19 protein-coding genes are annotated in these 25,849 nt (G+C 65.2%); 14 read left to right on the top strand and 5 right to left on the bottom strand.

What is annotated here, in order from left to right; translation table 11 throughout:
- Positions 1-107 precede the first annotated feature (107 nt).
- Positions 108-1,496: a YfcC family protein gene (locus EBS11_RS11470; RefSeq protein WP_290603107.1), complete on the bottom strand. Its 1,389-nt coding sequence runs from the start codon at positions 1,494-1,496 to the stop codon at positions 108-110.
- A 19-nt stretch (positions 1,497-1,515) separates the two neighbouring features.
- Entirely contained in the window at positions 1,516-2,652 is a 1,137-nt protein-coding gene (locus EBS11_RS11465) for a succinylglutamate desuccinylase/aspartoacylase family protein (protein WP_290603106.1), read from the bottom strand.
- A 200-nt stretch (positions 2,653-2,852) separates the two neighbouring features.
- Here EBS11_RS11465 and EBS11_RS11460 point away from each other — a divergent pair, with 200 nt between their 5' ends.
- The 3 genes from EBS11_RS11460 (at position 2,853) to EBS11_RS11450 (ending at position 8,102) form a co-directional block, all read left to right on the top strand.
- Positions 2,853-3,872 carry a MurR/RpiR family transcriptional regulator gene (locus EBS11_RS11460; RefSeq protein ID WP_290603105.1) on the top strand — a complete coding sequence of 340 codons (1,020 nt, stop codon included), beginning with the start codon at positions 2,853-2,855 and terminating at the stop codon, positions 3,870-3,872.
- Positions 3,873-3,905: 33 nt separating this feature from the next.
- Complete coding sequence (locus tag EBS11_RS11455) at positions 3,906-6,701, top strand: TonB-dependent receptor (protein ID WP_290603104.1); 2,796 nt, start codon at positions 3,906-3,908, stop codon at positions 6,699-6,701.
- Positions 6,702-6,848: 147 nt separating this feature from the next.
- Positions 6,849-8,102 carry a cyanophycinase gene (locus EBS11_RS11450; RefSeq protein WP_290603103.1) on the top strand — a complete coding sequence of 418 codons (1,254 nt, stop codon included), beginning with the start codon at positions 6,849-6,851 and terminating at the stop codon, positions 8,100-8,102.
- On the opposite strand, the gene EBS11_RS11445 is transcribed toward EBS11_RS11450, so the two are convergent.
- Together EBS11_RS11445 and EBS11_RS11440 are read right to left on the bottom strand one after the other, a co-directional pair.
- Positions 8,093-9,292, bottom strand: a complete 1,200-nt coding sequence (locus EBS11_RS11445; RefSeq protein WP_290603102.1) for a DUF418 domain-containing protein — start codon at positions 9,290-9,292, stop codon at positions 8,093-8,095. The genes EBS11_RS11450 and EBS11_RS11445 overlap by 10 nt on opposite strands.
- 8 nt (positions 9,293-9,300) lie before the next feature.
- Positions 9,301-9,903 (bottom strand): TetR/AcrR family transcriptional regulator, encoded by a 603-nt coding sequence (locus tag EBS11_RS11440; protein WP_290603101.1) that lies wholly within the window; start codon positions 9,901-9,903, stop codon positions 9,301-9,303.
- Positions 9,904-10,119: 216 nt separating this feature from the next.
- On the opposite strand from EBS11_RS11440, the gene EBS11_RS11435 reads away from it, so the two are divergent.
- The 11 genes from EBS11_RS11435 to EBS11_RS11385 all read left to right on the top strand — a co-directional run bounded on the left by EBS11_RS11435 (position 10,120) and on the right by EBS11_RS11385 (position 25,033).
- Positions 10,120-11,556 (top strand): IgA Peptidase M64, encoded by a 1,437-nt coding sequence (locus tag EBS11_RS11435; RefSeq protein WP_290603100.1) that lies wholly within the window; start codon positions 10,120-10,122, stop codon positions 11,554-11,556.
- A 433-nt stretch (positions 11,557-11,989) separates the two neighbouring features.
- Positions 11,990-12,175, top strand: a complete 186-nt coding sequence (locus EBS11_RS11430; RefSeq protein WP_290603099.1) for a hypothetical protein — start codon at positions 11,990-11,992, stop codon at positions 12,173-12,175.
- On the top strand, positions 12,172-12,957 hold the full coding sequence (fabI, locus tag EBS11_RS11425) for an enoyl-ACP reductase FabI (protein ID WP_290603098.1): 786 nt from the start codon (positions 12,172-12,174) through the stop codon (positions 12,955-12,957). Before EBS11_RS11430 ends, fabI begins: the two co-directional genes overlap by 4 nt.
- Positions 12,958-12,967: 10 nt before the next feature.
- The gene (locus tag EBS11_RS11420; protein WP_290603170.1) at positions 12,968-14,410 is read left to right on the top strand and encodes an efflux transporter outer membrane subunit; all 1,443 of its coding nucleotides are present in this window, start codon (positions 12,968-12,970) and stop codon (positions 14,408-14,410) included.
- A gap of 17 nt (positions 14,411-14,427) precedes the next feature.
- A complete protein-coding gene (locus EBS11_RS11415; RefSeq protein WP_290603097.1) occupies positions 14,428-15,501 on the top strand; it encodes an HlyD family efflux transporter periplasmic adaptor subunit in 1,074 nt (357 codons plus the stop codon).
- Positions 15,498-18,242 (top strand): ribosome-associated ATPase/putative transporter RbbA, encoded by a 2,745-nt coding sequence (gene rbbA, locus EBS11_RS11410; protein ID WP_290603096.1) that lies wholly within the window; start codon positions 15,498-15,500, stop codon positions 18,240-18,242. The genes EBS11_RS11415 and rbbA overlap by 4 nt, the downstream gene beginning before the upstream one ends.
- Before the next feature lie 4 nt (positions 18,243-18,246).
- On the top strand, positions 18,247-19,371 hold the full coding sequence (locus tag EBS11_RS11405; protein ID WP_290603095.1) for an ABC transporter permease: 1,125 nt from the start codon (positions 18,247-18,249) through the stop codon (positions 19,369-19,371).
- A 102-nt stretch (positions 19,372-19,473) separates the two neighbouring features.
- Positions 19,474-21,702 (top strand): DUF3141 domain-containing protein, encoded by a 2,229-nt coding sequence (locus tag EBS11_RS11400; protein ID WP_290603169.1) that lies wholly within the window; start codon positions 19,474-19,476, stop codon positions 21,700-21,702.
- A 9-nt stretch (positions 21,703-21,711) separates the two neighbouring features.
- Positions 21,712-23,127, top strand: coding sequence for a bifunctional enoyl-CoA hydratase/phosphate acetyltransferase (locus EBS11_RS11395; protein ID WP_290603094.1), 1,416 nt, complete (start codon positions 21,712-21,714; stop codon positions 23,125-23,127).
- On the top strand, positions 23,124-24,341 hold the full coding sequence (locus tag EBS11_RS11390; RefSeq protein ID WP_290603093.1) for an acetate/propionate family kinase: 1,218 nt from the start codon (positions 23,124-23,126) through the stop codon (positions 24,339-24,341). The genes EBS11_RS11395 and EBS11_RS11390 overlap by 4 nt, the downstream gene beginning before the upstream one ends.
- Positions 24,342-24,556: 215 nt before the next feature.
- A complete protein-coding gene (locus tag EBS11_RS11385) occupies positions 24,557-25,033 on the top strand; it encodes a hypothetical protein (RefSeq protein WP_290603092.1) in 477 nt (158 codons plus the stop codon).
- Positions 25,034-25,129: 96 nt separating this feature from the next.
- Here the strand turns inward: EBS11_RS11385 and EBS11_RS11380 are convergent.
- Positions 25,130-25,849 (bottom strand): hypothetical protein (locus tag EBS11_RS11380; RefSeq protein ID WP_290603091.1); only part of this gene is annotated, 720 nt, incomplete at its 5' end.

Here is a 25,849-nt window from a genome sequence, read left to right as displayed (position 1 = left end):
CGTGTGGAGGACCTGCCAGGACTGCCGCCTGTACGCTTGGCGCGCTGCAGGCGCATGATCCGCATGCGAAAAAAAGCCACGGGGAGCTAGACTCGCCGTGGCTTTTTTTACTGCCAATGCATCAGGCAAGGTGGAATCAGCAGCAGCAGCGCCAGCACCAGGTAGATCAGCTGCAGCGGGATCATCCACTTGGCCCAGGTGATCCAGGGCACGCGCGCCAGCGCCAGCACGCCCACCGTGATGCCGGAGGTGGGGATCATCGGCGTGGTGAATTCACCGAACTGGAAGGCCAGGATGGCCGTCTGGCGCGTCACGCCCACCAGGTCGGCCAGCGGCGCCATGATGGGCATGGTGAGCGCCGCCTGGCCGCTGCCGGAATGGATGAAGAAGTTGATCACCGACTGCATGAAGAACATTTTTTGCGCGGCGAAGACGGGACTCGACGAGGCCACCAGCGGCGTGAGCGCATGCAGCATGGTGTCGATGATCTGCGCGTCGCGCGCCAGGATCATGGTGCCGCGCGCCAGGGCGATGACCAGGCCAACACTGACCATGTCGCGCGCGCCCTGCACGAAGGCCGCGACCAGGCTGTCCATGTCGAGCCGGCCGACCAGGCCGACGACGATGGCCATCGTCAGGAACAGGGCGGCGATCTCATCGATGAACCAGTCGTACTTGACGACGCCGACGACCATCGTCAGCAACGTGCCGAGGAAGATCCACAGCACGGCGCGGTGCGTGCGCGTCATGCCGGCAAAGCTGTCCAGGTCCAGCGTATGTTCGCGGCGCTTTTCGACGTCGAGCAGGTAGGTCGGGCTTTTTTCGGGATGGCGCTTGATGCGCGCCGCGTACCACATCAGGAAAACGATGCTGACCGCCGTGGCGATGGCCCAGACGATCAGGCGGTAGCCGATCCCGGAAAAGATCGGCACGCCGGCGATACCCTGCGCAATGCCGACGTTGAACGGGTTCAGGAAGGCGGCGGAAAAACCCACCTGTGACCCGATGAAGGGTATCGACACGCCGGTGATGGTGTCATAGCCCAGGGCCAGGGCCAGCGGCACGAAGATCAGGATGAAGGGAATCGCTTCCTCGTTCATGCCGAAGGTGGCGCCGCCCAGGGAAAACATGGTGAAGAAGACGGGGATGATGGCTGCGCGCACGAAGCGCGAGCTGGTGTGCGCCTTGGCGATGGCCTTGATCAGCGAATCGAAGGCTTCCGTTTTTTGCAGCACGGCGAAGGCGCCGCCGACGATCAGCACGAAGCCGATGATCAGGCTGGCGTCGACGAAGCCCTTGATGGGCGCCATCATCAGGGCGGCCAGGCCCTGCGGCTTGTTGTCGACGTAGTGGAAGGTGCCAGGAATGATGAGCTGCTTGCCATTCACCAGCTGGGTGTCGAATTTCCCGCCCGGTACCAGCCACGTGGCCAGGGCGATCATGGCCAGGATGCCGCATAGCAGGACGAAGGTATTGGGGAGCTTGAATTTTCTCATGGCGCTTTTTTTGGATTTCTTATTGGCTTAACAGGCTGCCGCCGCGAAAGGCGACGGCGCCAGCGACCTTGCCGACATTCATGCCGCGCAGGACATGACGGTGGGCGCTGCGCGCGAAGAATACACCAGCGACCGTGCAGCGCAAAGTCGTCGTTGCGCCGCTGACGGGGTCGATCAGGTCGGCCAGCGCATCGCCGGCGGCCAGCATGTCGCCCATTTCGCGTAGGTACACCAGCACGCCATGGTGCGGCGCGAGGATCGGTTCGACGCCAGCCAGCGGCGTGGGCTGGCATTGCGGCGCGGGCAAGTCGTCGCCGGCTCCTTCGATGTCCAGCACGCCCTCGATGGCGAGGAAGCGCAGCAGGGCGGTCGCGTCGCGTTCGGCCAGGGCGTAGCTCACTTCCACCTCGCCGCGCAATTCGACGGTGGTCGACAGGCAGGCAGCGGGGATCGGATAGCGGCCGCCGAAGTGGCTGTCGAGGTCCCACCACAGGCGGCTGCACGCTTCATCGAACGGCTCTTCGCCAGCCGCCAGTTCCAGCAGCACGGCGCGCGCGCCCAGGAGCGCCGACAGGGGCGCGATCTGCGCCGCCAGCGGCGTGCCCGTGTAGATATGCAGGGCCGCCTCATTGTCGCAGTGCAGGTCGAGCACGATGTCGGCGTCGATGGCCATGCCCAGCAGGGTTTTTTTCAACGTCTCCGCATCCGTGCCCGGCCGCCAGGCGGCGACAGCGTCGCGCGCATGCGCGCGGATCAGGGCCACGTTGGCTTGCGCATCCTGCCCCAGCTTGCCATCGAGCGTGGTTTTCAGTTCCTCGGCCACGTGGCGGTAGGCGCGGTTGAAGTTGATGCCGGTGGTCAGGTCGAAACGCCCGAACGGCGCGCCATGGATGGCTTGCGCCAGGCCGATCGGATTGGCGGCCGGCACCAGGATAATTTCGCCATGCACCTTGCCTGCCGCTTCCAGCGCCAGCAGCTCGCGGCGCAGGAACTGCGACACCAGCATGCCCGGCACCTCGTCCGCGTGCAGGGCCGCCTGGATATACACCTTCTTGCCGCTGCGGCTTTGGGCGGCTGTGCCGCCGAAGTGAAAGCTGCTCAATTGGCAGGACACGCTGGCGTGCGGCGTGGAGATCGGATGCTGTTGTACGTGCATGGTGGGTGCCCCGGAAAGGTGCATGGTTGATGGGTTTCGGCCGATTATGTAGCATTATTTTCACGAAGTAAATAAATGAAAATGCTTTTACAAAAATTTGTTGAGTTTTCTTTTTGATATGCGTAAAGTGAGTTCACGCGCTGATTTTTTGCGCCGACACACCGATCCGCCGCACATGACAAGCACAGGCCGCCAGTGACATGAAAGCATCCGCCAGCCCTGCCCGCAGCAGCCCCCGTACTCCAGCCGCGCCAGCGCTGGCCGGCGCGCTGTCGTCGCCCGATGCGGCGTTTGCGCAATCGCCGCTGGGACAGGCGCTGATGCATGTGCTGGCAACCGGATCGGCTTCGCAGCGCCAGATCGCCGACTACCTGCTGCGCAACCAGATGCGCGTTACCGCGCTGGGCATCGAGGAACTGGCCGACAGTTGCCGGGTCTCGACGGCCACCATCAGCCGCTTCGCGCGCGACATCGGCCAGCGGAATTATTCGGCCATGCGCAGCGCCATGGCGGAGACCCTGCAGGCACTGTTGCAGCCGGTCGATAAATTGCGCCATACGATAGAGCGGCGCGCGCGCGCCACGTCGCCCGTCACGGAAAGCCTGGAATACGCGGCGGCGAATATCGCCGCCACCTCGGGCGCGCTCGCGCTGCCGGACATGCACGCCGTGGTGCGTCATCTGACGCTGGCCCAGGTGGTGTATGTGATGGGTTTTGGCCTGTCGTCCAACCTGGCCGGCATGCTGGTGCAGCATTTGCAGCCGTTTTGCCCGCATGTCGTCGAAGTGGTGGGCATCGGCGGCTCGGAAGTGGCGGCCGGACACCTGGTCAACCTGACGGCGAGCGACGTGCTGGTGGTGATTTCCTTCCCCCGCTATACGCTCGACTGCATCGGCCTGGCCAATTTCGCGCGTGACCGCGGTGCCCGCATCGTCGCGCTCACGGACTCTCCCGCTTCCCCCCTGGCCGAACTGGCCGACCATGCGCTGTACGCGCAAAGCACGCATCCCGTTCTGCCCAGCAGCGCCAGCGCGGCACTGGCCATGATCGAGGCGTTGGCCGTGGCGCTGATGGTGTCGAACAAGGACAACGTTGAAAAAGCCGCCCGCCTGAGCGAGGTGATCGCCGCCTACCTGTACGGCGGCGAGCATGGCGTGCAGGGACCCCGGAAAACAGCAGTCAAGCAGCGCAAGGCAGTGCATAAAAAGCAGTCATTATAAAAATCAGGGTTAACACCATCTGGGAGAGTTGGCATGCAAGAAAAAAAACAGGACGGCAGTCGCATACTGCCACGTGTATCGGTGCTGGCCCATGCCGTGCGCCTGGCCGTAGGGGGCTTGAGCGTCTCGGCGGCGCTGGGCATGCTGGGCAACGGTGCGCTGGCGCAGGAGCAGGGGGCGGATACAGAACCGGCACAGAAGAAAATGCAGCGCGTGGAAATCACCGGTTCGGCCATCAAGCGGCTGGAATCGGAAACGGCGCTGCCGGTGCAGGTCATCACGCGTGCCGACATCGAGAAGGCGGGCGTGACGACGGCGGCCGAACTGATGGCGCGCGTCTCGGCCAACGTGGGCGGCCTGACGGATGGGGCCAGCATCAACGTGGGCGGCGACCAGCGCGGCTTCAACAGTGCCAACCTGCGCGGCGTGGGCACCTCGTCCACCCTGGTGCTGCTCAACGGGCGGCGCATGGCCAATTTTGCTTCGCCCGGCGACGACGCGGGCGTCGACCTGAATAACATCCCCGCCGCCGCATTGCAGCGCGTGGAAGTGCTGCTCGACGGCGCCTCGGCCCTGTACGGCACGGACGCTATCGGCGGCGTCATCAATTTCATTACGCGCAAGGATTACCAGGGCGTGGAGCTGAATGCGTACGGCAGCGGCACGCAGGAAGGCGGAGCCGGCAAGCGTACGGCCAGCATCACGGCCGGCACGGGCGATCTGGCGACGGACGGCTACAATATCTTTGCCGTCGTCGACCTGCAGAAAACCGACCGTTTGAGCTCGTCGCAGCGTAAATTCATCCCCAAGCTGCAGATTCCGCAGCGCCTCGGGCATTTGCTATCCAGCTTTACCAGTCCGGCGAATATCCGCCTGTCGGGCGAACAGCGCGATTATTTGCAGGACAACGGCTTCCTGCTCAATGGCCGGCCCATCACCAACCGGCAGATCAATCTGTCGATCCCGAACTGCGCACCGCCGGCCAATCTGTACCTGCCGGCGGGCACGGGCGGCGTCGATGCCTGTACCTATGACTACATGGGCGATACGGAGCTGTATCCGAAGACGGACAAGCAGAACCTGCTCACGCGCGGCGTGCTGAAACTGAACGGCGACCACCAGCTGTATGCGGAAGTGGCGCTGAGCCGTTCGCGCAGCTATTATGTGGGCTCGTCGGCGCGCGTGACGGGCTATCTGGATTACAGCAAGGTGCCGCAACTGGCCAACACGGGGCTGGACAGCATCGTAGACGAGGACGGCAATCCGACGGCGCGCGAACTGGAACTGCGCATGCGCCTGAACGAGGCGGGCATGCGCACCAGCCAGCTGACCAGCGAGAGCCAGCGGTTCGTCGTGGGTGCCACCGGCACGCTCGCCGGCTGGGACTACGACGTGGGCCTGAACCACAGCGTCAACGTGGTCAAGGACCGCGACACGCACGGCTATGTCCTGTACGACAAGCTGCTGGAAGGGATCGCCGCCGGCGATATCAATCCTTTCGGTCCCTCCAGCGCGAAAGGCCAGGCGCTGATCGACAGCATCCAGGTCAACGACGAGGTGCGCCATGCGCGCGGCACCATGGACTCGCTCGATTTCAAGGCGTCGCGTGCGCTGATGGCGCTGGGCGGCGGCGACATGGCGCTGGCCGTGGGCGGCGAAGTGCGGCGCGAGCGCACCGAGTTCCGACCGTCGGCGTTGCTGATGAGCGACAATATCAACAACGATGCGGCGCCCGAAGGCGGCGGCCCCACCAGCGACAGCCGCAATGTGCAAGCCATCTACAGCGAACTGCTGCTGCCATTCACCCGGCAGTGGCAGGCGCAATTGTCCGGCCGCTACGACCACTACCAGCAGGTGGGCGGCGCCCTCAGTCCGAAGATCGGCCTGACCTACATGCCCAGCAAGCAGGTGCTGCTGCGCGCTTCGGCCGGCAAGGGCTTCCGCGCGCCGTCGATGGCGGACCTGCACCGGCCCACCGTCTACAGCAGCACGGCGACCCTGCCCGATCCCGTGTATTGCGCGAGCGAGAACAATGACTATTCCGTCTGCGCCGACAACTGGGACACGCGCCGCTACAGTAACGACAAGCTCAAGCCGGAGCGCAGCCGACAATTCTCGGCCGGCCTGGTGCTCGAACCGAGCCAGCACTGGACCTTCAGTGCCGATTACTGGAACATCAAGCGCACGGACCTGATCAGCGAGATCGGCGACGACATCATCCTGGCCAACCTGTCCAAGTACGGCGACCTGGTGCACCGCGACGAAGACGGCTTGATCGACTACATCGAACTGCGCAAGGAAAACCGCGGCGCGCAAAAGGCGTCCGGTATCGACATCACGGCCGACCTGCATGGCGTGAAGACGGCATGGGGACGTTTCGGCGGCCACCTGAGCGGCACCTACGTGCTCGATTCGAAAATCCAGACCAGTCCCGGCGACGTCTTCATCAGCAACCTGAATAAATTCGTCACGGACGGCGTGGTCCAGCGCTGGCGCCATACCATCACGCTGGACTGGGACAATGGCCCGTATTCGGCCAGCCTGTCGAATACGTATTCGAGCGGCTATGACGACCAGAACTCGGCCATCAACACGGATGACGGCAGCGTGGTCAAGGCGAACCGGGTGAAGGCGTACACGCTGTGGGACATGTCGGGCGCCTATGCCGTCAGCAAGCAGTTCAAGCTGCGCGCGGGCATACAGAATCTGTTCAATACCAGCCCGCCCTATTCGAACCAGGCATACTTTTTCCTGTCCGGCTATGACCCCAGCTACACGGACCCGCGCGGCCGGCGCTTCTACGCTTCGGCCAACTATACTTTCAAATAAAAACAGGAGATGCCGCAATATCGCTGTCACACACGGCGAGTAGCATCGTAGTTCGATGGCGTTGGGTTGCAAGCAGCAGTATTGGCAGCAACGGCGCGTGCCTGTATCAACCGGTGCGCGCCACTTTCTTTGCATTCGAGAGGCACCATGAAATCATCCGCAAGCCTGTATCAGAAATTCCGCGCCGCGCTGCTGTTTGCGCTGGCATTGTGCAGCTTCCATGCTGCGGCGGCGCCTGCCGGCAGTGCCATCGGCACGGCGCCGCAGGGCACCCTCGTCATCATCGGCGGCGGCCTGCGGGCCGACAATGCCGAAGTCTGGCAGCGCATCGTCAAGTTGTCTGGCGGGCCAGGCGCGCGCATCGCCGTGCTGGCCTCGGCCGCGATGAACCCGGAAAAATCGGGTGAAAGCATCATCAAGAAACTCAACCAATATGGTGCGGACGCCTTTTTCGTGCCGCTGGCCGTCAAGCTGGCCAATCGCGATTACCGCAAGGCGGCCGAAGACCCGGCCATCGTGACGCAGATCAAGTCGGCCACCGGCATCTATTTTGCCGGCGGCGACCAGGGGCGCATCACGCAAGCCTTGCTGCGGCCGGACGGCAGCCGCACGGCTGCGCTGGAGGCCATCTGGTCGGTCTACCGCAACGGCGGCGTGATCGCCGGTTCCAGCGCCGGTGCCGCCATCATGAGCACCACCATGTTCTATGACGCCAAGCCCGTGCTCGACATGCTGAAAATGGGCGTGACGGACGGGCGCGAAATCGCACCGGGCCTGGGTTTCATCGGCAGTGACGTCTTCGTCGACCAGCATTTGCTGGTGCGTGGCCGTTTCGCCCGCATGATTCCCGTGATGCTGAAAAAAGGCTATCACCTGGGCCTGGGCATCGACGAAAACAGCGCCATGGTGGTCGATGCCATGCGCGACGTGGAAGTCATCGGCTACAGTGGGGCTTTGCTGATCGACCTGTCGGGCGCCATCAGCGACCGCGGCGTGAAGAATTTCAATATCAGCAATGCCGCCATCAGCTATCTGGACCGGGGAGACAAATTCAACCTCGTCACGCGCGTCTTCACGCCATCGCCGGATAAGGCCGACAACAAGCTCGATCCGAACCAGCCCGACATGCGCGAACCCGTGTTTACCAACGATATCCTTGGCAATAATGCGGTGCTCGACCTGATGGGCAATTTGATCGATAACGCCCAGCAGGAAGCCATCGGCATCGCCTTCGGCAACCCGCGCGACCCGTATCCGGACCTGGGGTTCGAGTTCAGGTTCAGCAAGACCGTCAACAGCGTCGGCTACAGCTCCACCGAGGCGGAGGCGTATTCGGTGCTGAAGCTGCGCCTGGACATCCGCCCCATCCAGCTGCGCCAGCCGCTGTACCGCTACAAATAGGCTGACCCGGCACGCCGCCAGCGGGGCCACGCCGCGATCGTCAAGGCGCGGAGCAGCCATTCGACGGGGCCATAGACGTGGCGGCGCAGCCACCAGCGGCTAAAAGGCAGCTGCAGGCAGAAGATGGCGGCGGCCAGCGCCAGCGCACCCGGCGGCGAGACGCTGCCCATCAGGCGTGCGCCATAGGCGAGGAACAGCCAGGCGCAGATGGCCGACTGCATCAGGTAGTTCGACAGGGCCATGCGGCCCGTGTCGGCCAGCAGGGCAAACAACATGCCGTCGCGCAGGCGCGCGAAAGCGGCCAAGGCCAATGCCAGGTAGGCACCCGCCAGCAGCGGCGCCGTCGCCAGGCTCACGGCCAGTCCCGCCACCTGCCATGCCTGACCGCTTACGTACACGGACGTCCACGCATAGCAGGCGGCACCCGGCAATCCCACCAGCGCGCCGGCCCACAGCAGTCGCCGGCGCAGCGGCAGATAGTCGGCCGCATGCAGCAGCATTTCGCGCTTGCCGGCAACCAGGCCGCACAGGAACATGGCCAGTGCGCACGGTGCCTGCACCAGCAGCAGGACGATCCAGATTTCACTCAATTCGCGCAGGTGCTGCGTCACCACGCTGGCGGGCGTACCACGGTAAGCCGCCAGCGCGGCCGCCGCTTGCCGCGCCATCGCCACGGCCTGCTCCCCGCCGTTCGCCGGCTGCAGGCCTTGCAGCCAGGCCATCGCTGCCCAGAATGCCGCGCAGGCACTGACGAGGACAAAGGCCAGGGTGAGGGCGGGCCGTTTGCCGCAGCGGTGCAGGGCCAGCAGCACGATGCCCAGCACGGCGTAGGTAGTCAGTATGTCGCCATGAAACAGGATGACGGCGTGCAGGACACCGATCAGCCACAGGCCCGCCTGGCGGCGCAGCATGCGCGGCACGAATGGCGCACCGGCGCGCGTGGCCGCCTGCATCTGCAGGGTAAAGCTGTAGCCGAACAGGAAGGAAAACAGCAGGTAGAACTTGGTCTCGAACAGCAGGGCGACGAGAAAATGCGTGGCGCGGTCCACGCCGCCGTGGAACGCCGGGTCGGTCAATCCCAGGCCGAACCAGGGCGTGGCGAAGGCGCCGATATTGACGACCAAAATGCCGAACAGGGCGCAGCCGCGCAGGGCGTCGACATCGGCGATGCGGGCCGGCGGACCCGGCATGGCGGCCGTCATGACAGGGCGGGCCGCAGGAAGCGCACCAGCAACTGGTGCAGGCTGGCGCGCTGCGCCAGCGGCGCGTAATGCGGGTCGACGGCGACCCGGTTGAAGATGCCGTCGATCAGCGCGGCGAGCCAGCTGGCCGTTTGCGCGGGGTCGAGCGCGGCGTCGACCTGGCCTTGGGCGACCGCGCTTTCGAGCAGCGACTGCACGCCGGCGCGCAGCAGGGCGTCGTTGCGTGCCACCCTGGCGGCGATGTCCGTGTCGCGCGTCGCCTCGGCAGCAATGTCCAGCGCCAGTCCCGCAAAGTCCCCGTCGGCCGCCAGTGTCAGCACCAGATCCATGAAGTCGAGCAGGGCGGCAAAGGCATTGGCGTTGCCTTGCACGCCGGCGAAATATGCGGCCGTTTCCCGGCCTTCCTGGTCGACGATGGCGGCGATGATGGCTTGCTTGGTGGGGAAGTAGTGAAACAGGTTGCCGGGACTCATGCCCGCCTGCGCACAAATGGCGGCGGTGCTGGTCTGGTGAAAGCCCTTGCGGGCGAAGCAGTGGCGTGCCGCCGCCAGGATGGCGTCGCGGCGCGCGGCGTGCTTGTCGGGATCGATGGTGCGCATGATAGGTGACCTGTCTTTTAATTAATCGACTAATCAGTCTAATTTAATGCAAGCTTGCTGCGAGGTCAAGCGTGCCTGCGGCAAATCGCCGCTTTGCATGCCCGCTTCCGGTCGCTACAATGTGCCGCAGCGGTTTTTCGCGGGCCTGCGGGCAGGGCCGCCGATTGTTTGGAGAACCGTACCCTTCACCTGTTTTTCTACCGTTTTAGGAATGACATGCAGCAGACCCCGATACGATCCTTCCTCTGCGCGCTGGCGCTGGCCGCCGGCATCGCCTCCTTCGCGCAAGCGGCCAGCGCGCCGCAGCCAGCGACCATGCGCCTCGATTACCAGCACAGCGGCAATGCGCTGGGCGAGCACTATGCGGTCGAGCGCGTGCTGGTCGAACCCCTGCCATGGCCGGGCAGCATGGCGCGCACCATCGACGACAGCAACCGCGGCAACAACCTGCTGGAAGTGGTGGACATCAAGTCGGGCAAGGTGCTGTACTCGCGCGGTTTTTCCACCATCTTTGGCGAGTGGGCCAGCACCGATGAAGCGAAGAGCACCACGCGCGCCTTCCAGGAATCCGTGCGCTTCCCGCAGCCGGAGCAGCCCGTGCGCGTGCGCATCCTGAAACGCGACGAGCGCGGCCTGTTTTCCATCGTGTGGAGCACGGATGTCGATCCGGCGGCGCAGGACGTGATCCGCAAGCAGCCACCGGCACCCGTCAAGCCCATCCCCATCCGCGTCAGCGGTCCGTCCCCCGACAAGGTCGACCTGCTGATCCTGGGCGATGGCTATACGGCGGCCGAAATGGGCAAGTTCGAAGCGACGGCGCGCAAGCTGGCCGACCATCTGTTCACGGTGTCGCCGTTCCGCGAGCGGGCCAATGATTTCAATGTGTGGGCCATGGCCGCACCGACGCAGGAGTCGGGCGTGTCGCGCCCGTCGACGGGCGTGCACCACGCCTCGCCGCTGGGCACGCGCTACGATATCTTCGGCAGCGAGCGCTATGTGCTGACGACGGACAACCGCGCCCTGCGCGACCTGGCGCAGTACGCGCCGTACGAATTCATTGAAATCCTCGTCAACAACGACACCTATGGCGGTGGCGGCATCTTCGGCCAGTTCAGCACGGCGGCGGCCAACAACGACTGGGCCAATTACCTGTTCGTGCATGAATTCGGCCACCATTTCGCCGGCCTGGCCGACGAGTACTACACCTCGCCCGTGGCCTACCAGTCGAATGGCGAGCGCCAGGAACCGTGGGAGCCGAACGCCACGGCCTTGCGCGATCCGGCCAAGCTGAAATGGAAAAGCCACGTGAAGGCCGGCACGCCGCTGCCGACGCCGTGGCCGAAGGAAGCGTATGACAGCCATGCGCGCGAGTACCAGCAGCAGCGCGCCGCCCTGCGCGCGGCGAACCGCCCGGAAAGCGAAATGAGCTCCCTGTTCAAGGCCGACCTGGCGTACACGCAGCAGCTGTTTTCCAAGGCGCCGCAGCGCCATGCGGTGGGGGCCTTCGAGGGCGCGAACTATGAATCGTCCGGCTATTACCGCCCGGAGATGCAATGCATCATGTTCGACCGCAGCGAGACCTTCTGTTCCGTGTGCCAGGATGGCATCAGCACCATCATCGACCTGTATTCGCGCCCTGCGCAATCACGCTGATATACATCAATAGTAGCAATCAAGTAATTAATGGGGTGCCATGTTGCGTTGCAATAGCATGGTCCCCATTCCGCTTTTCCCCGTCACATTCCCCTTCTGCAAGACCTTTCCTCTGCGTATTTTCCTGGCAATACCAATTCCAGGTCCGGAAGTCACTTTCATTCTCGCCACTTGAACATAGTTGTCAGATAAATACGGCGATTCGATTGCTTACAATTTGTTTCATTTAAAAAATATTGAGGTAGAATTTGATGTACATCAATGTTGCATCGCCGCAATCGCACTTATAGTTGACCTCGCTCAAAGCCTTCTGCATGCGGATCGGACTCTTCGTAAATCACGCGTCTAAATGCTGTAGAGTAATTTTCGCCCTGTACCAGTTCCCCGAGCATGCACTGGTCAGGCCTCGAATTTCAGTGACGGAGTTAGATTCATGAAGATGCAGATCCCCGCGCCTGACGCGTGCAGCACCCTCCATCCCCATACTCCCATCGTGCTGCCGCATGCGCGCGCCGGCGGCGTGACCCTGGCCACTTGCGCCGCTTCCGTGTGCGCCGGCGCGGTGCAGTGCGTGAACGCCGCCACGCCGTGGCCCGCCTTGCGTCCGCATAAACCATGACGGCCCCCTTGCCGCCGTCGCTACCCTTGCAAGGCAAGCGCGGACTGGTGGTGGGCATCGCCAATGCGCAAAGCATCGCCTGGGGCTGCGCCAGCGCCTTGCGCGCGGCCGGCGCCGAGCTGGCCGTCACCTGGCTCAATGACAAGGCCAGGCCGCACGTAGCGCCGCTGGCGCAGCAAGTGCAGGCGGCCATCATGGCGCCGCTCGACGTCTCCGTGCCGGGCCAGCTGGAAGCCGTGTTTGCGCAGATCGAGCAGCAGTGGGGCACGCTCGATTTCGTCGTTCATTCGATCGCCTACGCGCCGAAGCAGGATTTGCATGGCAGGGTCACGGACAGTTCCGCCGACGGTTTCGCGCAGGCGATGGATATCTCGTGCCATTCCTTCATGCGCATGGCCAGGCTGGCCGAACCCCTGATGCCGCACGGCGGCAGCCTGATGACCATGAGCTATCTGGGCGCCGAGGAAGTCATTGCCGACTATGGGCTGATGGGCCCCGTGAAGGCGGCGCTGGAGTCTTCCGTGCGCTATCTGGCAGCGGAACTGGGTCCGCAAGGCATCCGCGTCAACGCCATCTCGCCGGGGCCACTGGAGACGCGGGCCGCATCCGGCATCGCCCATTTCGACCGCCTGATGGCCGACGCCATCGAACGCTCGCCCCTGCGGCGCCTGGCCACCATCGAGGACGTGGGCGCGCTGTGCGCCTTCCTTGCCGGCGACGGCGCGCGCGCCATCACGGGCGGCACCCTGTATGTCGATGGCGGCTACAACATTCTGAACTGACTGGAAGATGATGACCATGGCTGTTCCCGTTCTATCCCCACGCGCCACGCTGGCGGCATTGACTGCCAGCGTGCTGCTGGCCGGCTGCGCCTCGATGGCGCCGCCTTACGCACCGCCGCCGCTGCCCGTGGCGGCGCAGTATCCGGAAAACAATCCTGCCGGCGCGCAGGCTGCCGATATCGCCTGGCAAAGCTACTTCGCCGATGCGCGCCTGCAGGCCATGATCACGCAGGCGCTGGCCAGCAACCGCGACATCCGCATCGCCGCCCTGCGCGTGGAAGAAGCGCGCGCCGCGTACGGCATCCAGCGCGCGGAGCAATTCCCCACCGTGGCGCTGGGCGCGGAAGGCAGCCGCACGCGCGTGCCTGGTGACCTGAGCCTGACGGGCAGGCCGATGACGAGCGCGCAGTACCAGGTGGGCTTGAACGTGAGCGCCTGGGAGCTCGATTTCTGGGGCCGCGTGCGCAGCCTGAAGGACAGCGCGCTGCAAACCCTGCTGGCCAGCGACGAGGCGCGCCGCGCCGTCGGCGTGGCCCTGGTGGCGCAGGTGGCCAATGGCTATCTAGGCTTGCGCGAGCTCGATGAACGGGTGGCGCTGGCGCGCGCCACGGTGGACAGCCGCGCCGAATCGCTGCGCATCTTCACGCGGCGCTTCGAGGTGGGAGCGATTTCCAAGCTGGACCTGACGCAGGTGGAAACCCTGCTCAGCCAGGCCCTTTCCCTGTCGGCCCAGCTGGAGCAGGCGCGTGCCGTGCAGGCGCACGCGCTGGCGCAACTGGTGGGCGGTCCCGTCGACCTGGCGCCGGTGGCTGGTGAGGTGCGCCGCTTCGACGACGCCAGCGTGCTGCAGCCGCTGCATGCGGGCCTGCCCTCGGCGCTGCTCACGCAGCGTCCCGACCTGGTGGCGGCCGAGCACCAGCTACGTGCCGCGCAGGCGAATATCGGTGCCGCGCGCGCCGCTTTCTTCCCGACAATTTCATTGACTGCGGCGTATGGTACGGCCAGCGCGGAATTGAGCGGCTTGTTCGATTCGGGCAGCGGCGCGTGGAATTTCGCGCCGCGCCTAGTGCTGCCGATCTTTGACGCGGGCCGCATCCGCGCCAACATGGACCTGGCCGAGGTGCGCCGCGACGTGGCCGTGGCCAATTACGAAAAAAGTGTGCAGGGCGCCTTCCGCGAAGTGGCCGATGCGCTGTCGAACCGGCGCTGGCTGGCGCTGCAGGTCGACATCGGCAAGACGACGCTGGCCGCGCAGAGCGAACGCGCGCGCCTGGCCAAGCTGCGCTATGACAATGGCGCCGCGCCCTACCTGGAAGTGCTCGACGCACAGCGCGACTTGCTGACGGTGGAACAGCAGCTGGTGCAGACGCGCCGCGCGCTGCTCTCCAGCCAGGTCAGCCTGTATGCCGCCCTGGGCGGCGGCGCCCCTGCCGCCGCCACCTTCACCAATTAATAGCGATCGCCGACACCATGAATCCACAACTGAAGAAAAAAATCATTCCCGCCGCGCTGGTCGTGGCCGTCCTCGTGCTGGGCTATGTGGCCTGGCAAAAAATGCGCCCTGCCGGCCCCGGTGAAGGTTTCGTCAGCGGCAATGGCCGTATCGAAGCGACCGAGATCGACGTCGCCACCAAGCTGGCGGGCAGGGTCCAGGAAATCCTCGTGCGCGAGGGCGACTTCGTCAAGGCGGGCCAGCCGCTCGCCACCATGCAGGTGGACTCGCTGACGGCCCAGCGCGACGAAGCGCGCGCGCGCCAGCAGCAGGCGCTGGATACGGTGGTGGGCGCGCAGGCGCAGGTGGCCGTGCGCGAAAGCGACAAGGCGGCCGCGCTGGCCATGGTGGCGCAGCGCGAAAGCGAACTCGATGCGGCCAAGCGCCGCCTGGCCCGTTCCGAAACGCTGTCGAAGGAGGGCGCTTCGTCGGTGCAGGAACTGGACGACGACCGCGCCCGCGTGCGCAGCGTGGCCGCCGCCCTGAATGCGGCCAAGGCACAGGTGACGGCGGCGCAGGCGGCCATCGACGCGGCCAAGGCGCAAGTGGTCGGCTCGCGTTCGGCCGTCGCCGCCGCCGAGGCGACCACGGCGCGCATCGATTCCGACCTGGCCGATGGCCAGCTGAAGGCGCCGCGCGACGGCCGCGTGCAATACCTGGTGGCGCAGCAGGGCGAAGTGCTGGCCGGCGGCGGCAAGGTGCTCAACCTGGTCGACTTGTCGGACGTCTACATGACCTTCTTCCTGCCCGAGACGGCAGCCGGCAAGGTGGCGCTGGGCGGCGAAGTGCGCATCATCCTCGACGCGGCGCCCAATTACGTGATTCCGGCGACGATCTCGTTTGTCGCCGCCAGCGCGCAGTTCACGCCGAAGACGGTGGAAACGGCCAGCGAACGGCAGAAACTGATGTTCCGCGTGAAGGCGCAGATCAGCCGCGAGCTGCTGCAAAAGCACCTGGCCCTGGTGAAAGTGGGCTTGCCCGGCGTGGCCTGGGTACGTCTCGATGCCAAGCAGGCCTGGCCCGCTGAATTGACGGCGAAGGTTCCGCAGTGAGTGCAGCGGCCACTTCCTTTGTCGTCAGCATCAAGGGCGTCAGCCAGCATTACGGCAAGACGGTGGCGCTCGACGCCATCGACCTGGACGTGCCGGCCGGCTGCATGGTGGGCCTGATCGGCCCCGATGGCGTGGGCAAATCGAGCCTGCTGTCGCTGGTGGCCGGCGCGCGCGCCGTGCAGCAGGGCACGGTCATGGCGCTGGGCGGCGACATGCAGGATGCGCGCCACCGCGACGACGTCTGCCCGCGCATCGCCTACATGCCGCAAGGCCTGGGCAAGAATCTGTATCCGACCCTGTCGGTCGAGGAAAACCTGCAGTTTTTCGCGCGCCTGTTCGGCCACGACGCGGCCGAACGCCGCCGCCGCATCGACCAGCTGACCCTGAGCACGGGCTTGCATCCCTTCCTGGCGCGCCCGGCGGGCAAGCTGTCGGGCGGCATGAAGCAGAAACTGGGCCTGTGCTGCGCCCTGATCCACGATCCCGACCTGCTGATCCTCGACGAACCGACCACCGGCGTCGATCCGCTGGCGCGCGCCCAGTTCTGGGACCTGATCGCCGGCATCCGCGTGCAGCGTCCGCAAATGAGCGTGATGGTCGCCACCGCCTACATGGACGAGGCGCAGCGCTTCGATTGGCTGGTGGCCATGGATGACGGCAAGGTGCTCGACACGGGCACGCCGGCAGAACTGCTGGCGCGCACCGGCAGCAGCAACCTGGAAGCGGCCTTCATCAAGCTGCTGCCCGAAGCCAAGCGCGCGGGCCACCAGCCCGTCGTCATCACGCCGCTGGACGCGGCCAGCGCGCAGGACATCGCCATCGAGGCCAAAGACCTGACCATGCGCTTCGGCGATTTCACGGCCGTCGACCATGTGAATTTCCGTATCGGCCGCGGCGAGATCTTCGGCTTTCTGGGGTCGAACGGCTGCGGCAAGTCGACCACCATGAAGATGCTCACGGGCCTCTTGCCCGCCACGGAAGGCAAGGCCTGGCTGTTCGGCAAGGAGGTCGATTCCAACGACATCGACACGCGCCGCAGGGTCGGCTACATGTCGCAGGCCTTCTCGCTGTACAGCGAACTGACGGTGCGCCAGAACCTGGTGCTGCACGCGCGCCTGTTCCACGTGCCGGAGGCGGAAATTCCCGCCCGCGTCGACGAAATGGCGCAGCGTTTCGACCTGCGCGAGGTGATGGACGACTTGCCCGACAGCCTGCCGCTGGGCATCCGCCAGCGCCTGTCGCTGGCTGTGGCCATGGTGCACAAGCCGGAAATGCTGATCCTCGACGAACCGACGTCGGGTGTCGATCCCATCGCGCGCGACAATTTCTGGCGCCTGATGATCGAACTGGCGCGGCGCGACCACGTCACCATTTTCATCTCGACGCACTTCATGAACGAGGCCGAGCGCTGCGACCGCATCTCGCTGATGCATGCTGGCAAAGTGCTGGTCAGCGATGCGCCGGCCGAGCTGGTGCGCAAGAAGGGCGCGCCATCGCTGGAAGCGGCCTTCATCGCCTACCTGGAAGAGGCGGGCGGCGGCACGGCGCCCGAGGCGCAGGCTGCCCAGGCCGCGCCAGCCACCGCTCCTGCCATCGCCACCGGGCACCAGCGCAGCCGCTTCAGCCTGGGCCGCATGCTCAGCTACATGTGGCGCGAAACCCTGGAGCTGCGGCGCGACCCCGTGCGCCTGACCCTGGCGCTGGGCGGCTCCGTGCTGCTGCTGTTCGTCATCGGCTTCGGCATCAGCCTGGACGTGGAAGACCTGACGTACGCGGTGCTCGACCACGACCAGACGACCCTGAGCCAGAATTATGCGAACAACCTGGCCGGCTCGCGCTACTTCATCGAAAAGCCGCCCCTGCGCGATTATGCCGATATCGACAAGCGCATGCGCAGCGGCGAACTGTCTCTGGCCATCGAGATCCCGCCCGGCTTCGCGCGCGACGTGCAGCGTGGCGCGCCAGCCCAGGTGGGCGCCTGGATCGACGGCGCCATGCCCATGCGCGCGGAGACCGTGCAGGGCTACGTGCAGGGCATGCACCAGCTGTGGCTGGCCGACCAGGCGTTGCACCGCTACGGCGTCAAGGTGGCCAACCCCGTCGCCATCGAGACGCGCTACCGCTACAACCCGGACGTGAAAAGCTTGCCCGCCATGGTGCCGGCCGTGATTCCCCTGCTGTTGCTGATGCTGCCGGCCATGCTGGCGGCGCTGTCCGTGGTGCGCGAGAAGGAACTCGGTTCCATCATCAACCTGTACGTGACGCCCGTCACGCGCCTGGAATTCTTGCTCGGCAAGCAGGTGCCCTACGTGGTGCTGGCCATGTTCAACTTCGTCCTCATGGCCCTGCTGGCGGTGACCGCCTTCGGCGTGCCGATCAAGGGCAGCCTGCCGACCCTGATCGGCGCCACCTTCATCTTCAATATCTGCGCCACCGGCATCGGCCTGTTTGCCTCGACGTTTACGCGCAGCCAGATCGCCGCGCTGTTCGTCACCATGATCGGCACCATGATCCCGGCCATCCAGTTTTCCGGCCTGCTCAATCCCGTCTCGTCGATGGAAGGCGTAGGCAAGGCCATCGGCCTGATGTACCCGGCCACGCACATGCTCAATATCAGCCGCGGCGTATTCAACAAGGCGCTGGGATTCGGCGACCTGCACGCCTCGTTCTGGCCCCTGATCATCGCCATTCCCGTGATCCTCGGGGTGACGGTGGCGCTGCTGAAAAAACAGGAGTCGTAAGCGTATGCGCCACCTTGAAAACATCTACCGCCTGGGCGTGAAGGAAATCTGGAGCCTGATCCGCGATCCCATGATGCTGATCCTGATCCTCTACACGTTCACCCTGGCCATCTACGTGGCCGCCACGGCCAAGCCGGAAACCCTGCACATGGCCTCGATCGCCATCGTCGACGAGGATGGCTCGCCCCTGTCCGGGCGCATCGCCTCGGCCTTCTTCCCGCCGCAGTTCACGCCGCCGGCCATGATCAACCAGGGCCAGGTCGACGCGGGCCTCGACGCGGGCCAGTACACCTTCGTGCTGACGATACCGCCCAAGCTGCAGGCCGACGTGCTGGGCGGACGCCAGGCGGAGCTGCAGCTGAACGTGGACGCCACGCGCATGAGCCAGGCCTTCAGCGGCAGCGGCTACATCCAGCAGATCGTCGCCGGCGAAATCTCCGAATTCGCCAAGCGCTACCGGGGCGCAACGGTGTCGCCCGTGGATCTGGTGATGCGCGCGCGCTTCAATCCCTCGCTGAGCCAGGCCTGGTTTGGCTCGCTGATGGAAATCATCAACCAGGTGACGATGCTGTCGATCATCCTGACGGGTGCGGCCCTGATCCGCGAGCGCGAGCACGGCACCATCGAGCATCTGCTGGTGATGCCCGTGACGCCGGCCGAAATCATGCTGGGCAAGGTCTGGTCGATGGGCCTGGTGGTGCTGCTGGCCGCCGCCCTGTCGCTGAATCTGGTGGTGCGCGGCATGCTGCACGTGCCGATCGAGGGCTCCATCGCGCTGTTCCTGTGCGGCGCGGCGCTGCACCTGTTTGCCACCACCTCGATGGGGATTTTCCTTGCCACCGTGGCGCGCAGCATGCCGCAGTTCGGCATGCTGTTGATCCTCGTACTGCTGCCGCTGCAGATGCTGTCGGGCGGCAGCACGCCGCGCGAAAGCATGCCGCAGCTGGTGCAAAACATCATGCTGATCGCGCCCACCACGCATTTCGTCGAATTGAGCCAGGCGATCCTGTACCGCGGCGCCGGCATCGACGTCGTGTGGAAGCCTTTCCTGGCCCTGCTGGCGATCGGCACGGCCCTGTTCACGTTTGCCCTTGCCCGTTTTCGCAAGACCATCAGCCAGATGGCGTAGACCCCGCGCCGGAATGGTCCGGCGCTTGTTCGCATGAAAAGGATAGCCATGAAAACCGAAGCTGCACCATTTTTCTCCACCGGCGGCCTGCCGTCGCTGGGCATGCTGGGCGACTATGCGCGCGACTCCTGGCAGCGCATCGTGCTGTATGCGGACGTGATGCGCCGCCGCGGCAACCAGTACCAGGAGCACCTGGCCGAGGAAGTGCCGAACGTGCTCGATTTTCCCGCCGAGCTGGTGATGTCGGGCCTGGACCTGGCGCGTCCCGTCAACTACGGCCTGGCGCGCATCCTGACGCCGGATGCGCTGGAACCCGATCCGACGAAGCGGCCGTTCGTCGTCGTCGATCCGCGCGCCGGCCACGGCCCCGGCATCGGCGGCTTCAAGGCGGAAAGCGAAATCGGCGTGGCCCTGCGCGCGGGCCACCCCTGCTATTTCATCGGCTTTTTGCCCGACCCCGTGCCGGGGCAGACGGTGGAAGACGTGATGCATGCGGAGGCGCAGTTCCTGGAAAAGGTCATTGCCCTGCATCCGCACAGCGAAGGCAAGCCCGTCGTCATCGGCAATTGCCAGGCGGGCTGGCAAATCCTCATGACGGCCGCCATGCGCCCCGACCTGTTCGGGCCCATCATCGTGGCCGGCGCGCCCATATCGTACTGGGCCGGCTGGCATGGCCGCAACCCGATGCGCTATGCAGGCGGCCTGATGGGCGGCAGCTGGGCCACGGCGCTGGCGGGCGACCTGGGCAACGGCCGTTTCGACGGCGCCAGCCTGGTACAGAATTTCGAGAACCTGAACCCGGCCAACACCCTGTGGACCAAGCAGTACAACCTGTATGCGAACATCGACACGGAAGCGCCGCGCTACCTGGAATTTGAAAAATACTGGGGCGGCCACGTCTTCCTGAACGACGTCGAGATGCAGTACATCGTCGACAATCTGTTCATCGGCAACCGCCTGGCCACGGCCGAACTGATCACCTCGGACGGCGTGCGCCTGGACTTGCGCAATATCCGCTCGCCCATCGTCGTATTCTGCTCGAACGGCGACAACATCACGCCACCACCGCAGGCGCTGGGCTGGATCACGGACCTGTACCGCGACGACAACGACGTGCTGATGCACGACCAGACCATCGTGTACGCCGTGCATGACAGCATCGGCCACCTGGGCATTTTTGTCTCTGCCAAGGTGGGGCGCAAGGAACACCAGAAATTCGCCAGCAATATCGACCTGATCAACCTGCTGCCGGCCGGCATCTACCAGGCGCTGATCGTCGACAAGACGCCCGACACGCCGAACGCCGACCTGGCCAGCGGCGACTATGTGCTGCAGGTGGAGCGCCGCAGCATCGAGGACGTGCGCGCCATCGTGCAGCCAAGTGTGGAAAACGACCGCAAGTTCGCCGCCGCCGCGCGCGTCTCCGAAGTGAACCTGGCCCTGTACCGCACCTTCGCGCAACCGTGGGTGCGCGCCATGGTGACGCCGCAGACGGCGCGTTTCCTGCAGCTCTCGCATCCGCTGCGCGTGTCGTACGAGCGCTGGACCGACCATAATCCGCTGGCCAGGCTGGTGGCGAAAGAAGCGGAAAAGGTGCGCGCGCAGCGCCAGCCGGTAGCACCCGACAATCCGCTGCTGGCCATGCAGGAGGCGGTTTCCGGCGCCATCACGGCAGGCCTGAACGGCTGGCGCGACTGGCGCGACAGCGTGCAGGAAGCAACCTTCGACATGGTATACGGCTCGCCGCTGGTGCAGGCGCTGACGGGACAAAGCCCGAACGATGCCAATCCGCCGCGTCCGCACCCCGGCATCTCGCCCGAGCATTGCGAATACGTACGCTGCGAAACGCGCAAGATGGAAGAGGACATGGAAAGGGGCGGCCTGGTGGAAGCGGCCGTGCGCGCGCTGTTCTATATCTACCGCTTCCGCATGATCGCCGACGAGCGCCGGGTCAACCTGGCGCTCAAACTGATCAAGCCGCAGTACCGGCAGGACTTCAGCATGGAAGAATTCCGCCACATCGTGCGCCAGCAGGCGCGCCTCATGATGCATGATTTCGACGCCGCCGTCGCCGCCTTGCCGACCTTGCTGTCGCGTGCCGATCCGGAATCCATCCGCGCGCTGGCCGAATGGCTGCAGCAGGTGCTGCTGGTGCCCGACGCGCCGACGCCGGACGAGGAAGCGAGCCTGCAGCAGATGCTGGACGTCTTCGACCGCGCCGCCAAAGCGCAAGCGAAGGCGCAGCCGCCCGCTGTGGCAGAATCGAAGCCGGTATCTGTCGCCGCCACGCAGCCAAAAGCCAAATCCGCCAAGAACATTACCCCAGCCTAGAAGGCCAAGATGACCACCACCCAAGACGATGATTTGAATATCGTGCGCAACCGCACCTTCGAGCAGATCGCCATCGGCGATACCGCCAGCATCACGCGCACCCTGAGCATGGACGATATCGCCCTGTTCGCGGTGATGTCGGGCGACGACAATCCCCAGCATCTGGATGCGGAATTTGCCGCCTCCAGCCGCTACCAGGGTGTGATCGCGCATGGCATGTGGGGCGCCGCCCTCATTTCCGCCGTGCTGGGTACGCGCCTGCCCGGCGCCGGCACCGTGTACACGGGCCAGACCCTGCGCTTCCTGCAGCCCGTGCGCGTGGGCGATACGCTGGCCATCAGCGTCACAGTCACGGCACTGGAGCCGCGCAACCGCCACGTGACCCTGGCCTGCCGCTGCATCAACCAGCATGGCGCCGTGGTGCTCGATGGCGAAGCGCAGGTGATTGCGCCCGCCGAGCAGATCGAGCGCCAGCGCGCCACCCTGCCCGAAGTGCGCCTGCATAACGGCGACGGCACGCGCCGCCTGCTGGAACATGCGCGCACCCTGGGGCCCATCAAGGTGGCCGTGGTGCACCCGTGCGATGAACTGAGCCTGTCCGGCGCACTGGACGCGTATGCGGCCGGCCTGATCACGCCCGTGCTGGTGGCGCCGCGCGCGCGCCTGGAAGCCGTGGCCCTGGAAGCTGGCCTGAGCCTGGCAGGCATCGCCATCGAGGATGTCGAGCATAGCCATGCGGCCGCCGCCCGTGGCGCCGAGCTGGCGGGCAAGGGCGAAGTGGAAGCGATCATGAAAGGCAGCCTGCATACGGATGAACTGATGTCGGCCGTGCTGGTGGCCAGCGCGGGCCTGCGCACCAAGCGCCGCATCAGCCACTGCTTCCTGATGCAGACGCCCGCGTATCCGCGCCCGTTCATCATCACGGACGCGGCCATCAACATCGCGCCGAACCTCGCCATGAAGGCCGACATCGTGCGCAACGCCATCGACCTGGCGCACGTGATCGGCGTGGCCCAGCCGCGCGTGGCCATCCTGGCCGCCGTGGAAACGGTGAACGCGGACATGCCGGCCACCCTGGATGCGGCGGCCCTGTGCAAGATGGCCGACCGTGGCCAGATCACGGGCGCCATCCTCGATGGCCCGCTGGCCTTCGATAACGCCGTCTCGATCGCCGCCGCGACCGTCAAGGGCATCGTTTCCGAGGTGGCGGGCCGCGCCGATATCTTGCTGGTGCCCGACCTGGAAAGCGGCAACATGCTGGCCAAGCAGCTCGAATACATGGGCGACGCGGACAGCGCCGGCATCGTGCTGGGCGCGAAGATCCCCGTCATCCTCACCAGCCGCGCCGATTCGCGCGCCAGCCGCATCGCCTCGTGCGCCATCGCCGTGATGCTGGCCAACCATTACCGGAGCACGCCGCCATGAACGCAGCAGCCCAACACGCCGACGGCACCCTGATCCTGGTGCTCAATTGCGGCTCGTCGAGCATCAAGTTCGCCCTCTTCGAGCAGGCGGGCGGCGTGCTGCCGCAGCAGGCCGAATGGAGCGGCAAGGTCGAGGGCATCGGCCGCGAAAGCGCCAGCTACCGCGCCGGCGGCCAGCCTGCCCAGGCCCTGCAGCTGGATGCCGAACAGCCGCACCATGCGGCCCTGGCGCACATCCGCGAGAAGGTCGTCGAACGCCTGGCGGGGCGCCCGCTGCGCGCCGTGGCGCACCGCGTGGTACACGGTGGCAGCAAGTATTTCGCCCCCGTGCGCATCGATTTCGCCGTGCTGGCCGACCTGAAAAGCTTCGTGCCGCTGGCGCCCCTGCACCAGCCGTTCGCCCTGGAGGCGATCGAGGTGCTGCTCGAATCGCGCCCCGACATCGCCCAGGTGGCGTGCTTCGACACGGCCTTCCACCACACGGTGCCTCAGGTCGAGCAGATGCTGGCCTTGCCGTACGATGCGTGGGAGCGGGGCTTGCGCCGCTATGGCTTCCACGGCCTGTCGTATGAATACCAGTCGCTGGTGCTGGAGCAGCGCTTCGGTGCGGTCGCGCGCGGCAAGGTCATCGTCGCCCACCTGGGCAGCGGCGCCAGCCTGTGCGCCATGGAGAACTTGCACAGCGTGGCCACCACCATGGGCTTTTCCGCGCTGGACGGCCTGATGATGGGCACGCGCTGCGGCTCGCTCGATCCGGGCGCCGTCATCTACCTGATGGAAATCGAAAAGCTGTCGCTGGAAAAAGTGGCGCACGTGCTGTACCACGAGTCGGGCTTGCTGGGCGTGTCCGGCGTGTCGGCCGACCCGCCCATCCTGCTGGCACAGCAGGACCGGCAGGATGCCACGGGGGAGCGCATCCGGGCAGCGCTGGCCCTGTACATCCGCCGCATCGTGCGCGAGATCGGCGCCTTGACGGCCGTGCTGGGCGGGCTGGACATGCTGGTGTTTACGGCCGGTATCGGCGAGCACAGCGCCGAATTGCGCCAGCGCATCTGCGCCGAGCTGGGCTTCATCGGCCCCGTGCTCGACGGCGAGGCGAATGCGCGCAACGCCAGCCGTATTTCCAGCGACGACAGCCGCATCGTGGTGGGCGTGGAGCCGGCCAACGAGGAGTGGGTGGCCGCCCGCCATGCGGCGCTGGCCGTGGGTGCATGATGGCCTGACCCGCCGTAGCGTACTCAAGGGGAAATTTGCCGAATTGCACATATTTCTCCTTGAGTGCGCTAACGCACTGTGTGGTTTGCGTCTTATCTTTACTATGAAGTCATGCCATCGAGCTGCTGACAACCACAGCGCGGTGCCTGGCAAATTTGGAACATTTTGCCCGCCTTTAGTAAAAATAAATCGAATCCATATTGAAAGGTCACATCATGAACAAATTACTCGCCACCCTGATCGCTACCCTGTTCGCCACCGCTGCCATCGCGCAAACGGCGCCGGTTACCCCAGCCGTTGCAAGCGCCCAGGCGTCTGCGCAGCATGACATCAACAAGGCCGCCAACAAGGAAGCCAAAGTCGATGCCAAGGCGGATGCCAATGTCGCCAAGGCGGAAATGAAGGCTGACGAAAAGAAGGCCGACGCCCAGCACAAGGCCAACAAAACCAAGGCTAAGGCCCACGACAAAGTGGCTGACGCCGATCCGGAAGACAAGATGAAAGCGGAAGCCAAGGCGGATAAAACCGATGCCAAGGCCGATGCGAAAGCGCACAAGGCTGCCGTGAAAGCGAACGCCAAGGTCGCCAAGGAAAAAGTGGAAGCGAATGCCGACAAGGCCATCGCCGCCACCAAGACGGAAGAAGCCAAGGCCAAGGCCGACGCTGAAGTCAAGGCTGCCGCCGCCAAGTAATTCCGGCCTGCGGGTTTCCTCGTAGAAAAAAAGACAGCCTCGGCTGTCTTTTTTTTCGCCGGTGCCGTGCGTTGGCCTTGTCATCCTTGATGTGCCTCAATTCCTTGCCTGGTCGCCGTGCCATAGTGAACTGGCAGGCAGACGAGGGGAGAGACCATGAGCACCGCTAAAACGAAAAAATCGCCGGCAACCGGTTCCGCCGAAGGCATGCCCGCCATGTCTTCCATGCAAGCCATGCCGGTCGAGGGGAATGTGCAGGCGGACATTGCCGCCACTGACAGCAGCGACGACATGCCGGGGCCACGCCTGGGCGTGTCGTACGCGGACCAGGCCACCATCCAGGCTGCCGGTGCCGGTGCCGCAGGGAACATGCCCGGCGGTAGCATGCATCAGGCATCGCAGGGCATGGCGGGCAGCAGCTGCATGCATGTGGGCGATGGCGGCGGCATGGGAGGCGACCGCGATGGCGCGGGTGGCGGTGGCGGCATGGGCGGTGACCCTGATCTTGGCGACCGGACCGATGTCCCTCAGGCCGATCCATGCCGCCGCATAGCCATCGCCTTCGACGAGGCTCTGGCAGACCAGCTTGTGCAGTTCGGACCGCGACCGCGCGCGCGAGATCGCGGCGTTGACCAGCGCGAGAGCGCGCAGCGCGCGGCGATTGCGCACGATGCTGGCGTGGTAGCGCCGGTCTTCGGTGACGTCGCAGGCAAACCCGATCCAGTAGCCATTGCGCTTGCCCTTGACCTCGTGGGGATAGAACTTGACGTTCATCACGCGTTCCTGGCCCGAGGCCGTCGTCATGCGGAATTCGGT

It is taken from the genome of Janthinobacterium sp. (genome assembly GCF_009923995.1).
Classification (GTDB): Bacteria; Pseudomonadota; Gammaproteobacteria; order Burkholderiales; family Burkholderiaceae_D; genus Janthinobacterium.
This window is presented reverse-complemented; position numbering and strand designations above follow the sequence as displayed.

Bases quoted from the DNA above. Each gene is read 5' to 3' on its own strand.
- EBS11_RS11395 (WP_290603094.1), top strand. From the start codon at position 21,712: ATGACCACCACCCAAGACGATGATTTGAATATCGTGCGCAACCGCACC.
- EBS11_RS11450 (WP_290603103.1), top strand. From the start codon at position 6,849: ATGAAATCATCCGCAAGCCTGTATCAGAAATTCCGCGCCGCGCTGCTG.
- EBS11_RS11455 (WP_290603104.1), top strand. From the start codon at position 3,906: ATGCAAGAAAAAAAACAGGACGGCAGTCGCATACTGCCACGTGTATCG.
- EBS11_RS11390 (WP_290603093.1), top strand. From the start codon at position 23,124: ATGAACGCAGCAGCCCAACACGCCGACGGCACCCTGATCCTGGTGCTC.
- fabI (WP_290603098.1), top strand. From the start codon at position 12,172: ATGACGGCCCCCTTGCCGCCGTCGCTACCCTTGCAAGGCAAGCGCGGA.
- EBS11_RS11400 (WP_290603169.1), top strand. From the start codon at position 19,474: ATGCTGGGCGACTATGCGCGCGACTCCTGGCAGCGCATCGTGCTGTAT.
- EBS11_RS11435 (WP_290603100.1), top strand. From the start codon at position 10,120: ATGCAGCAGACCCCGATACGATCCTTCCTCTGCGCGCTGGCGCTGGCC.
- EBS11_RS11470 (WP_290603107.1), bottom strand. From the start codon at position 1,496: ATGAGAAAATTCAAGCTCCCCAATACCTTCGTCCTGCTATGCGGCATC.
- EBS11_RS11465 (WP_290603106.1), bottom strand. From the start codon at position 2,652: ATGCACGTACAACAGCATCCGATCTCCACGCCGCACGCCAGCGTGTCC.
- EBS11_RS11430 (WP_290603099.1), top strand. From the start codon at position 11,990: ATGAAGATGCAGATCCCCGCGCCTGACGCGTGCAGCACCCTCCATCCC.
- EBS11_RS11420 (WP_290603170.1), top strand. From the start codon at position 12,968: ATGACCATGGCTGTTCCCGTTCTATCCCCACGCGCCACGCTGGCGGCA.
- EBS11_RS11415 (WP_290603097.1), top strand. From the start codon at position 14,428: ATGAATCCACAACTGAAGAAAAAAATCATTCCCGCCGCGCTGGTCGTG.
- EBS11_RS11440 (WP_290603101.1), bottom strand. From the start codon at position 9,903: ATGCGCACCATCGATCCCGACAAGCACGCCGCGCGCCGCGACGCCATC.
- EBS11_RS11445 (WP_290603102.1), bottom strand. From the start codon at position 9,292: ATGCCGGGTCCGCCGGCCCGCATCGCCGATGTCGACGCCCTGCGCGGC.
- EBS11_RS11385 (WP_290603092.1), top strand. From the start codon at position 24,557: ATGAACAAATTACTCGCCACCCTGATCGCTACCCTGTTCGCCACCGCT.
- EBS11_RS11460 (WP_290603105.1), top strand. From the start codon at position 2,853: ATGAAAGCATCCGCCAGCCCTGCCCGCAGCAGCCCCCGTACTCCAGCC.
- EBS11_RS11405 (WP_290603095.1), top strand. From the start codon at position 18,247: ATGCGCCACCTTGAAAACATCTACCGCCTGGGCGTGAAGGAAATCTGG.